The sequence below is a fragment of the Kibdelosporangium persicum genome, from assembly GCF_013280595.1.
Lineage (GTDB): Bacteria > Actinomycetota > Actinomycetes > Mycobacteriales > Pseudonocardiaceae > Kibdelosporangium > Kibdelosporangium persicum.
Genome location: NZ_JAAATY010000015.1, coordinates 208306 through 220948 on the forward strand (window position 1 = coordinate 208306; position 12643 = coordinate 220948).

The following is a 12643-nucleotide window of genomic DNA, read 5'->3' on the forward strand; positions in this document are numbered from 1 at the left end:
TGCTCCTTGCCGCGTGCCGGTCGATGAGGTCGAGCAACAGTGCTCACGTCTGGGCTCAAGAGTGTGCTCCCGCCGTCGTCGTCTCGGTTTCCGTCGCAACAGGACGGACGCGGCGCCGCACCACCGCGAGACCGCCTTGTTCAGGCGCGTTGGCGATCCCACGCGAATGCCACCGCTCGCCCGGTTCGGTGGTCGGCACCAGCGTGAAGTCCCGCAGCAGGGTGCGCAGCACGACGTTCATCTCCATGTTCGCGAACGCGGCGCCGAGACACCGCCTGGTGCCGCCGCCGAACGGAATCCATTGGGAGAAGTCGGGTTTGGCGGTCAGGAACCGGCCGGGGTCGAAGGCGCGCGGGTTCGAAAACAGCTTCGGGTCCTGGTGCACCAGCGAGATGCTGACGATGATCGAGTAGCCCTTCGGCACGGTCCACGGCCCCAGCCGCAGGCTCTCCGCCTTCACCTGGCGGCCGACCAGGTCGATCACCGGGCGAATTCGTTGCACTTCCAGGACAGTCGCCTCGCGCAGTGCCTTTCCGCCCGCGTCCACCTCGGCGACGAGGTCGCTCAGTACCTTGGGGTGACGGCGAAGCCGCTCGACTGCCCACGCGAGTGTGGTCGCCGTGGTCTCGTGTCCCGCTGACAGCAACGTGAGCAGCTGGTCCGCGATGTCGCTGTGGCTCATCGGCGAGCCGTCGTCGTAACGGCTCTGCAGCATCATCGCCAGCACGTCGTCCCGGCCGTCGAGGTCTTGTGCCTTGATGATCAGCCGTTCCACGATGGCGTCGTACTCGCGGCGCATGGCCCAGAACTTGCGCCACGGACCCCACTTGCCCTGCGGGATGGGCAGAACCGCCAGCCGGGAACCGTATTCGACGAACCTCGGCAGCAGGTCGCGCAGTCGCTCGAACTCGGCACCCTCGGCGCCGAACACCGCGCGCAGGATCGCGTTCAGCGTGATCCGCATCATCGACGGCATGACCGGGAACGGGCGGCCCTGTGGCCAGGTGGCCAGTTCGCGCACGGTCTCGTCTTCGATGATCTTCTCGTACGCCACGAGGCGTCGGCCGTGGAACGGCGGCACGAGCAGCTTGCGCTGCTTCTGGTGCTCCGCGCCGCGCAACGCGAACAACGAGCCCGGGCCGAGCACCCGCCCGAGGTTGCGTTCGATGTTGTCGACCACGTCCGTGCCCGCCGTGAACACCTGCTTGATCTGGGCGGAATCGCTGATCACCACGGCCCGGCCGAAGATCGGCACGTTGATGCGGAACGCGTCGCCGTAGCGCTCGCGCATCCGCCGCATCCCGCGTTGCGGTCTGGTCAGCGCGTAGGCGCCCTGCACGAAGCGCGGCACACCCGGGCCTGGAGGAAGCGTCATCGGTGTCCTTCCGCCGTGGTACGTGACCGTACCACGGTGACGGTACGCTGGCGTACCATTCGGGTGCAAGGGTTCGGCGGCGGAAGGCGTATACCGTGGCAGTGGTGACGACTGTCGAGGACACATTCCGCCAGCGCCTGCTCGACGGGCTGGCCGCCTCGATCGTGCAGGACGGCTACCGCAACACGACGGTCGCCGACATCGTGCGCCGGGCCCGCACGTCACGTCGGACCTTCTACGAACACTTCGCGAGCAAGGAAGAGTGTTTCTCGGCCCTGCTGACCGCGGCGAACGCGGAAATGATCCGGTACATCTCCGCGGCCGTCGACCCGAAGGCCCCGTGGCAGGACCAGATCAGGCAGGCGGTCGAAGCGTGGATCGCGTGCGCGGAGTCCACCCCGGCGATCATGGTCAGCTGGATTCGTGACCTGCCCTCGCTGGGCGCCGCGGCCCGCCAGTTGCAGCGGGACATGATGGAAGCCTTCGTCGAGATGGTGCAAACCCTGTGCGACACCGACGAACTACGTGCCGCGGGAGTTCGCCCGGTGTCCCGCCAGGAGGCGGTCATCCTGCTCGGCGGGCTGCGTGAACTGATCGCGACGACCGTGGAGGACGGCGGCCGTCCCACGGACATCGCCGACGTGGCGGTCCGCTCCGCCATCGCCCTGCTCGGCCCACACGCCTGACCAGTCAAAAGCCCTCGTGAGTGGTTGTCCGGGTTCTAACCCCGATAAACACTCACGAGGGGTGGGCTGGGTGGTTAGCGCTAACAGACCATTGACGAACGGGCGGCGAGACTGCACGATCTGATGCTGTTCGCCGCTGATCCGTCTTCGCAACGGTGCGAAAGGATGTGTCGTGTCCACGAAGGTCATCATCCGTCCGTTAGTGTTAGCGCTAACACTCGGGTTGGTCCTCAGTCCCGGAGCCGCGGGGGCACAACCGACGGACTACACGCTCAACGTGGACTCGGCCGGCCGGGGCGCGTCGATCGACCGCACGATGTACGGGGTCTTCTTCGAGGACATCAACCGTGCCGCCGACGGCGGGCTCTACGCCGAACTCGTGCAGAACAGGTCGTTCGAGTACGACCCGGCCGACAACGCGTCGTACAACGGCTTGACGTCGTGGGCGCCGACTGGGGGAGCGGGATCGGTCCAGGTCGTGGACGACGACGGCCGGATGAACGAGCGAAACCGCCGCTACCTGCGGATGGACCTGCGCGGCGAGTACGGCATCGCCAACGCCGGCTACAACTCCGGGATTCGGGTCGAAAGCGGGAAGCTGTACGACTTCTCGGTCTGGGCACGCACCGACGGCATGCCGCTGACCGCCACCGTCACAGATCCCGCAGGCCAGGCGCTGGCCGATCCGCTCCGCATCCAGGTACGCGGCGACCGCTGGACCAAGTACACCGGCACCATCAGGGCACGGCAGACCAGCACCACCGGACGGCTGACGCTCAAAGCCAGCGGTACGGGCACGTTACGGCTGGACATGGTCTCGCTGTTCCCGCGTGACACCTACAAGAACCGGCCGAACGGGATGCGCGCGGACCTCGCGGAGAAGATCGCCGCGCTGAAGCCCGGGTTCGTCCGCTTCCCCGGTGGTTGCCTGGTCAACACCGGCAGCCACTACGGCTACGAGGCACCCAACTGGGAGCGGAAGCGTTCGTACCAATGGAAGGACACCGTCGGGCCGGTCGAACAGCGGGCCACCAACGCGAACTTCTGGGGCTACAACCAGTCCTACGGAATCGGCTACTACGAGTACTTCCAGTTCGCCGAGGACATCGGCGCGATGCCGCTGCCGGTCGTGCCCGCGCTGGTGACCGGCTGCGGCCAGAACCGTGCGACCGACGACCCCGCCTTGCTGCAACGGCACATCCAGGACACGCTCGACCTGATCGAGTTCGCCAACGGCCCCGTGACGTCGACGTGGGGCCGCAAGCGGGCCGAGATGGGGCACCCGGCGCCGTTCAACCTGACCCACATCGGAGTCGGCAACGAGGAGAACCTGCCGAACGAGTTCTTCGCGCGGTTCGTCGAGTTCCGCGAGGCCATCGAGGCCAGGTACCCGGCCATCACGGTGATCAGCAACTCGGGCCCCGACGACACCGGGGTTACCTTCGACCGGCTGTGGGAACTCAACCGCGCCGACAAGGTCGCGATGGTGGACGAGCACTACTACAACAGTCCACAGTGGTTTCTGCAGAACAACCAACGGTACGACTCGTACGACCGCAACGGTCCCAAGGTGTTCCTCGGTGAGTACGCCTCCCAGGACAACCGGTTCTACAACGCGCTGACCGAAGCCGCGTACATGACCGGCCTGGAACGTAACGCCGACGTGGTGAAACTGGCTTCCTACGCGCCGTTGCTGGCCAACACGGACTACGTCCAGTGGCGCCCCGACATGATCTGGTTCAACAACCACACCTCGTGGGGATCGACCAGCTACGAGACGCAGAAGCTCTTCATGACCAACGTCGGCAACCACGTCGTGCCGAGCAAGGCGTCCGCCACACCGACCACTGTCGCACCGATCTCCGGCGCGATCGGACTGTCCACATGGGCGACGAGCGCGTCCTATGACGACGTCAAGATCACGTCGGCGGACGGGACAAGCCTTTTCACCGAGGACTTCTCCGGCACGGACGCGCGCTGGACGAAGAGCGGCCGTGGTTCGTGGGCCGTCGTGGACGGCGCGTACGTGCAGTCCGACCAGGCCGCCGAGAACACCATGGTCACCGCGGGCGACCCGGCCTGGAGCGACTACGACCTGAACGTCAAGGCGACCAAGCTCGCCGGGCGGGAGGGATTCCTGATCGCGTTCGGCGTCAAGGACACCGGCAACTACTACTGGTGGAACCTGGGCGGCTGGAACAACACGCAGTCGGCGGTGGAGAAGGCGGTCGGCGGCGGCAAGGAGACCCTGATCCCGAACGGGACGACGATCGACACCGGCAGGCAGTACGACGTGCGGATCTCGGTCCGTGGCCGCCAGGTCGAACTCTTCCTCGACGGGCAGCGCTGGGGCGGCTTCACCGACGACAAGGTGGCCGAGCCGTTCCGTCAGGTGGTCACCCGGGACACGAGGACCGGCGAGCTGATCGTCAAGGTGGTCAACGCCCAGAATGCCGACGCCCGGACCCGGATCGACCTCGGCCGGAATGTCCACGTCGGATCGACCGCGCGGGTGACCACGCTGCAAGGTCAGCCCGACGACGTCAACACCGCCTACACACAGCCGATCCGGCCACGGGAGTCCCGGTTCACCGGCGTGGCGAACACATTCACCTACACGTTCCCGGCCAACTCCGTGACGTTCCTGCGGATCCAGGCCAGGGAGAGGAACTGATCATGCCCAGTCGTCGAAACGTGCTGCTGGCCGGTGGTGGACTGCTGGTCACCGGCGCGGCAGCGTCCACAACCGCCACGGCGAACGCCGCTGAGCCGGGGTCATCGGCCATCACCACCCGCAATCCGCTGATCGAGCAGCGTGCGGATCCGTTCATCACCAAGCCGGTGAACGGGATGTACTACATGACCGGCTCCGTCCCGGAGTACGACCGCATCGTCGTGCGCGGTGCGCCGACCATCGACGGCCTCGCGTCCGCCCGGGAACGCACGATCTGGCGCAGGCCGTCCTCCGGCAGGATGGGCGGGCACATCTGGGCTCCGGAACTGCACCGGATCGACGGCCGCTGGTACGTGTACTTCGCCGCGGGCGACTCCGACGACGTGTTCCGGATCAGGACGTACATCCTGGAGTCCGCGGCGGACGATCCGCGCGCGGACGGGTGGGTCCTGCGCGGCCAGATGATCACCAAGTGGGACACGTTCACGCTGGACTCGACGACGTTCGAACACCGCGGCAGGCGGTACTTCGCCTGGGCGCAGAGCGAACCGGGGATCGCCACCAACAGCAACCTCTACATCGCCGAGATGGCGTCGCCGCTGGCGATCAAGGGCGACCCGGTGCGGCTGACCGTCCCGACGTTGCCGTGGGAGATCCAGGGCTTCAAGGTCAACGAAGGGCCCGCGGTGATCATCCGCAACGGCCGCGTGTTCATGACCTACTCGGCCAGCGCGACCGACGCGCGTTACTGCATGGGCCTGCTCACCGCCGACGAACAGTCGGACCTGCTCGACCCGCGCTCGTGGACCAAGGCGCAGCAGCCGATCTTCACCACGAACGAGAACACCAAGCAGTACGGGCCGGGGCACAACTCGTTCACGGTCGCCGAGGACGGCACGGATGTGCTGGTCTACCACGCGCGCGACTACAGTGAGATCACTGGCGACCCGTTGTACGACCCCAATCGGCACACCCGCGTGCAACGGCTGTACTGGAACGAGGACGGCACACCGAGTTTCGGCGTCCCGGTGGGCAAAGGCGGGCCGGCGCTGCGATTCTCGCCGTTGGACGCGCCGAACCTGTACGTCCGGCACTATGATTACCGCCTGAGGGTGGACGGCGATGTGCGCGACCTCGCCGACTCGCAGTTCCGGATCGTCCCGGGCTTCCGCGATCCCGGCCGGGTGGCGTTGCAGTCGGTGAACTTCCCTGACCGGTATGTCCGCGTGGTCGATTCGGTGACCATCCGAGTCGACCCGTACGACGAGTCCGATGTGTACGGAAAGGCGGCCAGTTTTGTCCAGGTTCCCGGGCTCGCCGACAGCAAGGCGGTCTCGTTCCGGACGACCGGCGATTCAGCGGCCTACCTCGGGCACGACTCGGGCAGGTTCGTGGTCGTCCGGCCGGGCAGTGCTCAGCGCGACCGTCAGCGAGTGACGTTCCGGATCAGCTGAGACAAGAGCTTGCTCCTCGTGAGCACCCTGGCGGCGTGCTCACGAGGAGCTTCCCTACTCAGATACGGCCGGTACCGGCGCCACTGCGAACAATGGACGGAACGCCGGCCGCACTATCCGGAGAGTACTGGTAGAAGGTCCGTGGTTCGGCCACGCTGCCCGCGGCCTCACACGTCCCCGAACGGACGAAAACGTTGTCGCGCTGCACGATCCTGCCTGGATCCGACTCAGCGTAACCCACGTGACAAGGGAAGGCGACGTCCTCGAAGTAGTTGCCTTCGACGACGACACCCGCGTTCATCGTCGACGCGACACCGTAAAGGCTGTTGCCGCGGTAGTAGTTGTTGTACACGTGGACGGGGTCGCCGAACCGCACCCGGGGATGACGCTGTGCGGAGCCGTCGAAGAAGTTGTGGTGGTACGTGACCTTCAGGTGCCCGACGTCCGTGGTGTAGGTGTCGGAGTGCCCGAGCAACATGGACTTGTCCGTGCCGCGGAACCAGTTCCAGGACACCGTGACGTAGTTGGACCGGCGTTTGACGTCGACCGAGCCATCGGTTCCCGGCAGGAACTCGTTGTGGTCGATCCACACGTGGTGCGCGGAGTTGGTCACGCTGATCGAGTCGTCCGACGCGCCGCTGAACCTGATGTTGCGGATGATCACGTTGTTGCCCGGCCGGGTGGTCGAGCCGAGCTGCAGCCCGCCGCCGCTGATCTCGGCGTCGACACCGATGATGCTCTTGTTGGCCACGACCGTGATCATGTCGTCGAACTGGATGCGGCCGGACACCATGATCACGTACGGTCCGGGTCGGCCCGCGTAGTCCTCCAGCTGAGCGGCTGTGGTGACGGTGACCGTCGGTCCACCCGCACCGCCGGTCGTGCCGTTCTGGCCCAGGGCGTTGACGCTGGCCCAGCCATCGGCGGTGCTCGCCGCCATTGTGGCTGCGCCGATCTTGCCGACACCAGCGCCCGCCATGACAGTCGCCTTGACGGTGTTCGGGTCGTCCAGGGTGTAGGCGTAGTAGGTGCGTGGTTCCTGGACGGTTCCGCTGCATTCCGGTTGGCCGGATTCGCCGACGAACACGTTGTCCCGCGCCACACACCGGCCGGACGGCCCGGCGTAGCGGTTGCTGGCGGGCTCTTCGACGTTCTCGAAGTAGTTGCCCTCGATCACGCATCCGGCGTTGGCCTGGCAGGCGATGCCGACATCGGTGTTATGGAAGTAGTAGTTGTTGTAGACGTGCACCGGCTCGCCGAAGCGGACACGCGGGTTACGTTGCGGCGTCTCGTTGAACCAGTTGTGGTGGTAGGTCACCTTCAACCGGCCGACGTCCTGGGCGCTGTTGTCGTCGTCATGGCCAAGCAACATGTTCTTGGTGTGGTCGTGGGTGTGGTTCCACGAGACGGTGACATAGCTGGAGCCGCGCTTGACGTCGATAGCGCCGTCGTACCCGCTCGCCAGGTCGTTGTGGTCGATCCACACGTGATGCGAGAACATCTGCACGTTGATGGCGTCGTCGGCCCAGTCGCGGAACACAAGGTTGCGGATGATGACGTTGTGCACGGCGTCCGGCGGCGGCGCGGTCATGGCTTCGTCGACGGGCAGGCCGATGTTCAGACCACCGCCGGTCAGGCCCGACCCGGCGCCGATGCCCACGATCGTCTTGTCGGACGTGACGTTGTGCATGGGACCCGGCAGGGCGATCATCCCGCGGACACAGATGTTCAGCGGGCCGGACTGGGCGATCGCGGTGAGGAACTCCGTGGCGGTGTCCACTTCGACCTTCGGCCCACCGGCGCCACCGGTCGTGCCGTTCTGGCCCCACGCGTCGACCGAAGCGAAGCCGGTCGGTGTCCCCGACGTGTCGCAGGTGCCCGGCGGTGGCGGGTCCGGTGGCCCACCGGTGCCGGGGACGTCCGTGACGAGCATGTCGTCGAAGGCGGCGCTGGCGTAGTAGGTGGCGAATCCGGCGTTTCCGGAGCTGAACGTGCCGTCGTTAGCCGCCAGCACCTGCGTGCCGTTGACGAAACCACGGAGTGTCGTTCCGAACGCCTCCAACCGGACCGTGTACCACGTTCCGGTCGACACGGCCGCAGGCGCGGACGCCAGCGTGGTGAAACCGCCTGCCCGCTTGCCGAGCACGACGGAGCCGGTGTTGGACAACGCCAGGTAGTAGTAGTTGGTGGAGTTCTGCGCCCTGGCGGTGACTGCCACGTGCCGGTTCGTGCCGTTGAAGGTGGCCGGTTTGACCCGTGCTTGCACGGCTTGGCCGGACCAGCTCGCACCGACGCGTACCCGGGCGTCGGTGCTGGCTCCCGACTGGCGCAGGACCCGGGACCCGTCGCTGACCACCGACCAGCTGCCGCCGCTGGTGCTCCACCCTGTGGTGTTGCCGTCCTCGAAGTCGTCGGTGAGCAGTGTGGCAGCCGATGCCGCTGGCGCGAGCACCACCGATGCCGCGACCACTAAGCCCAGCAGCGCTGTGGGTGTTCTCATCACACTCTCCCCACGCCGACGCCTGCGGGTACGACACTCGGGATGGAAGCCGGGTCGTCGACGGTGTACGAGTAGTAGGTGCGTGGTTCGACGACCGTTCCCAGCGTCTGCGGGGTGCCGGACCCGACGAAGATGTTGTTGCGCTGGACCACACGGCCTGGATCGCTCTCGGCGTAGCCGGAGTAGATCGGGTACGGCACGTTCTCGAAGTAGTTGCCCTCCACGAGTACCCCGGCGTCCATTGTGGATGCGACACCGTACAGGCTGTTGCCGCGGAAGTAGTTGTTGTAGACGTGCACCGGTTCGCCGAACCGGACCCGGGGGTGCCGTTGGCGCGATCGGTCGAAGTAGTTGTGGTGGATGGTGACCTTGAGGTGGCCCCGGTCCTGGCTGGCGTTGCCGTCGGAGTGCCCGATCAACATGCTCTTGTCGGTCTGGTTGAACCAGTTCCACGACACCGTCACGTATTCGGCGCCACGGACGATGTCCACGGCGCCGTCGACCGGGGTGACGAACTCGTTGTGGTCGATCCAGATGTGGTGCGAGTTCTGGCCGACGTTGATCGCGTCGTCCTCGGCGTTGGTGAATCTGATGTTGCGGACGATCACGTTGTACGACCGGTAGAAGTCCAGGCCGCCACCGTCGATCACCGCGGACGTGCCCAGTCCGACGATGGTCTTGTTCGGCCGGACGCCCTGTTTGCTGGTGATGCCGATCCGGCCCTGGAGCTGGATCGTCATGGCGCCCACGGTGTCGATGTAGTCCAGGAACTGCTCGGCGGTGGTGGCTGTGACGACCGGGCCGCCCACACCACCGGTGGTGCCGTTCTGCCCGAGGGCGTTCACCGCGGCGAAACCGTCCGCGGTGGCGGCGGCCGCGGTGGCAGGCCGGGTGGTGAAAGCGCTTACAGCCACCGCTGCCGTTCCGGCGAGCAGGCTTCGGCGACGAAACTGGTTCATTCCCATTCTCCTCGTCAACAACTCTGTCCACAGTGGAGATGCGGATGCGGGCGTGGCCCAGCGCTGGAACGGCCACCGGAAAGCGCTTTCCCACCGTACGCTAGGCACTTCCCTCCCGCCTGTCAACGCCGAGGCGGCACAGTCTTGTCCTGATCGTCACCGTCCGGCTACGCTGCGTCTGGGAGCGCTCCCCGAAAAATCGACCATGGCGATCGGAGGCCTCTCAATGCGGAGAGCTCTTGCCGGCCTGCTCGCGGGCACCCTGACAACGGCTGTCCTTACCGTGCCGGCGGCGACCGCCACGGCCACCGCGGCGGAGCCGTACAGCTGGACCAACGTCGAGATCGCGGGTGGCGGCTTCGTGCCCGGAATCGTGTTCAACCAGACCGAGCGGAACCTGATCTACGCGCGGACCGACATCGGCGGCGCGTACCGCTGGAACCAGTCCACCGGCCGATGGATACCCCTGCTGGACCACATTGGCCGGGACAACTGGGGGCTCAACGGCGTGGCCAGCCTGGCGACCGACCCGGTGGACCCGAACCGGGTCTACGTAGCCGCCGGGATGTACACCAACAGCTGGGACCCGAACAACGGCGCCATCCTGCGGTCGAGCGACCGCGGCGCCACCTGGCAGCGGACGAACCTGCCGTTCAAGCTCGGCGGCAACATGCCCGGCCGTGGCATGGGGGAGCGGCTGGCGATCGACCCCAACCGCAACAGCACCCTGTACCTGGCCGCGCCGAGCGGCAACGGCCTGTGGCGCAGCACCGATTCCGGCGTCAGCTGGAGCAAGGTGACGTCCTTCCCGAATCCCGGTAACTACGCCCAGGATCCCAACGATCCCAATGGTTACCTCAACGACAACCAGGGCGTGCTCTGGGTGACCTTCGACCCGCGGACCGGAACGCGGGGAAACACCACGCAGACCGTCTACGTCGGCGTGGCGGACAAGCAGAACATCCTGTACCGCAGCACGAACGGCGGCGCGAGCTGGGAGCGGGTGGCCGGGCAGCCCACGGGATACCTGCCGCACAAGGGCGTTCTCGACCCGGTCAACGGCATGCTGTACCTCGCGACGAGCGACACCGGCGGGCCGTACGACGGCAGCAAGGGTGATGTCTGGAAGTTCGCGACGGCCACCGGGCAGTGGACTCAGGTCAGCCCGATCCGTCCGCCAGTTCCGACAACTACTTCGGCTACAGCGGACTGACGCTCGACCGCAGTAGGCCCGGCACGGTGATGGTCTCCACCCAGGTGTCGTGGTGGCCCGACATCATCCTGTTCCGCAGCACGGACGGCGGCGCGACCTGGACCAGGATCTGGGACTGGGCAAGCTATCCGAACCGGTCGATGCGCTACACCCAGGACATCTCGGCGGTTCCGTGGCTGACCCTCGGTGCCACCCCGCAACCGCCGGAAGTGACGCCGAAGCTGGGCTGGATGACCGAGGCGATGGAGATCGATCCGTTCGACTCCAACCGGATGATGTACGGAACCGGCGCCACGATCTACGGGACGACCAACCTCACCGCGTGGGACAGCGGCGGCAAGATCACGATCAGGCCGATGGTCTCCGGGCTTGAGGAGACCGCCGTGCTCGACCTGATCAGCCCGCCGAGCGGCGCGCCGCTGATCAGTGGCCTCGGCGACATCGGCGGATTCCGGCACGACCGGCTGGACGTGGTGCCCGGCAAGGTGTTCACCTCGCCGGTGTTCACGAATACCACCGGCCTCGACTATGCCGAGCTGAACCCGGCCTCGATCGTCCGGGTCGGGAACTTCGACAAGGCGGCGCGGCCGAACGACACCAGGATCGCGTTCTCGACCGACGGCGGCTCGAACTGGTTCCAGGGCGCGGAACCCGCTGGGGTGACCGGCGGCGGAACGGTCGCGGCGGGCGCCGATGCGAGCCGTTTCGTCTGGAGCCCAACGGGAACAGGCGTACACCACGCCTCGGGGTACGGCAGTTCATGGACCGCGTCGACCGGAATCCCGGCAGGTGCGAAGGTGGAAGCCGACCGGGTCAACCCGCGGAAGTTCTACGGGTTCGCGGCAGGCCGGTTCTCCGTGAGTGTCGACGGCGGCGCGACCTTCACGGCCAGCGCGGCGACGGGTCTGCCGACCAGCGGGCACTTCAAGGCCGTGCCAGGGCGCGAGGGCGACATCTGGCTGGCCGGCACGGGTGGTCTATGGCGTTCAACGGACTCCGGGACGACGTTCACCAAACTGGCGACAGTGCAGGAAGCCGACAACATGGGGTTCGGTAAAGCCGCACCTGGCAAGACCTATCCAGCCTTGTACGCGATAGCGCGCATCGGTGGCGTGCACGGTGTCTTCCGGTCCGACGACACCGGCGCCACCTGGGTACGGATCAACGATGACAAGCACCAGTACGGCAACATCGGCGACGCGATCACCGGTGACCCGCGCGTCCACGGCAGGGTCTACTTGGGAACGAACGGCCGCGGCGTGATCCTCGGCTCACCGTCCTGAGAACTCCTGACAGAGTTGCAGGTTTGACCAGTCGGCGGAAGCAGATGATGGCGCACCCCAGGCGCAGGAACGCCTCGCGGAGGTCGTCGCGGATCTCCCAGCGATGCGTAGCCGGCGGGCCAGAAGCGCGACAGCGCACGGAAAACCTTCGTGCTCTGTTCCTCCCGCCCGGCCTGGGCGAATGCCCGACCATGCGTGTCAAGGGGTCGGCCCACGCAGGTTCTGTCAAGGAAACTCGGGTTTGTCCCCCTATCGTGTGATCGTACTGATGTTCGAAGACTTTCATGTTTTACCGGCGTATCCTGGACGTATGGGGCAGATCGCTTCCACACCACTCTGGCAGCTCGGCAACCGCGAGCTTGTCACCCGGCTCACCGCCGTACACAGGCGGATACTCCGGGACTACGCCGAATACTTCGACATCCTGTCCGAAGTAGACGGCCGGGGAGCCGCGTACGAGTTGGGCTACAGCAACACCGCCGCACTACTCGTCCACACC

The 12643-nt window shown here is 66.3% G+C and carries 9 protein-coding genes; 6 read left to right on the top strand and 3 right to left on the bottom strand.

Annotation, left to right across the window (positions count from 1 at the left end; genetic code table 11):
• Positions 1–55 precede the first annotated feature (55 nt).
• Positions 56–1375: a cytochrome P450 gene (locus GC106_RS25980; RefSeq protein ID WP_173135896.1), complete on the bottom strand. Its 1320-nt coding sequence runs from the start codon at positions 1373–1375 to the stop codon at positions 56–58.
• Positions 1376–1479: 104 nt separating this feature from the next.
• Here GC106_RS25980 and GC106_RS25985 point away from each other — a divergent pair, with 104 nt between their 5' ends.
• The 3 genes from GC106_RS25985 (at position 1480) to GC106_RS25995 (ending at position 6189) form a co-directional block, all read left to right on the top strand.
• The gene (locus GC106_RS25985; protein WP_173135898.1) at positions 1480–2061 is read left to right on the top strand and encodes a TetR/AcrR family transcriptional regulator; all 582 of its coding nucleotides are present in this window, start codon (positions 1480–1482) and stop codon (positions 2059–2061) included.
• 172 nt (positions 2062–2233) lie between these two features.
• Positions 2234–4735, top strand: a complete 2502-nt coding sequence (locus GC106_RS25990) for an alpha-L-arabinofuranosidase family protein (RefSeq protein WP_312872847.1) — start codon at positions 2234–2236, stop codon at positions 4733–4735.
• 2 nt (positions 4736–4737) lie between these two features.
• Complete coding sequence (locus GC106_RS25995) at positions 4738–6189, top strand: family 43 glycosylhydrolase (protein WP_173135900.1); 1452 nt, start codon at positions 4738–4740, stop codon at positions 6187–6189.
• Between the two features lie 58 nt (positions 6190–6247).
• Here the strand turns inward: GC106_RS25995 and GC106_RS47095 are convergent, their stop codons facing one another.
• Together GC106_RS47095 and GC106_RS26010 are read right to left on the bottom strand one after the other, a co-directional pair.
• A complete protein-coding gene (locus GC106_RS47095; protein WP_217280946.1) occupies positions 6248–8689 on the bottom strand; it encodes a pectate lyase family protein in 2442 nt (813 codons plus the stop codon).
• A complete protein-coding gene (locus GC106_RS26010; protein WP_246366704.1) occupies positions 8689–9648 on the bottom strand; it encodes a pectate lyase family protein in 960 nt (319 codons plus the stop codon). Before GC106_RS26010 ends, GC106_RS47095 begins: the two co-directional genes overlap by 1 nt.
• A gap of 226 nt (positions 9649–9874) precedes the next feature.
• Here GC106_RS26010 and GC106_RS48920 point away from each other — a divergent pair, with 226 nt between their 5' ends.
• The 3 genes from GC106_RS48920 to GC106_RS26020 form a co-directional block, all read left to right on the top strand.
• Complete coding sequence (locus tag GC106_RS48920; RefSeq protein ID WP_281368609.1) at positions 9875–10861, top strand: WD40/YVTN/BNR-like repeat-containing protein; 987 nt, start codon at positions 9875–9877, stop codon at positions 10859–10861.
• Positions 10798–12144 (top strand): WD40/YVTN/BNR-like repeat-containing protein, encoded by a 1347-nt coding sequence (locus GC106_RS48925; protein WP_281368610.1) that lies wholly within the window; start codon positions 10798–10800, stop codon positions 12142–12144. Before GC106_RS48920 ends, GC106_RS48925 begins: the two co-directional genes overlap by 64 nt.
• 310 nt (positions 12145–12454) lie before the next feature.
• Positions 12455–12643, top strand: a 189-nt coding sequence (locus GC106_RS26020; protein ID WP_217280947.1) for a hypothetical protein, incomplete at its 3' end; no start/stop codon positions are given.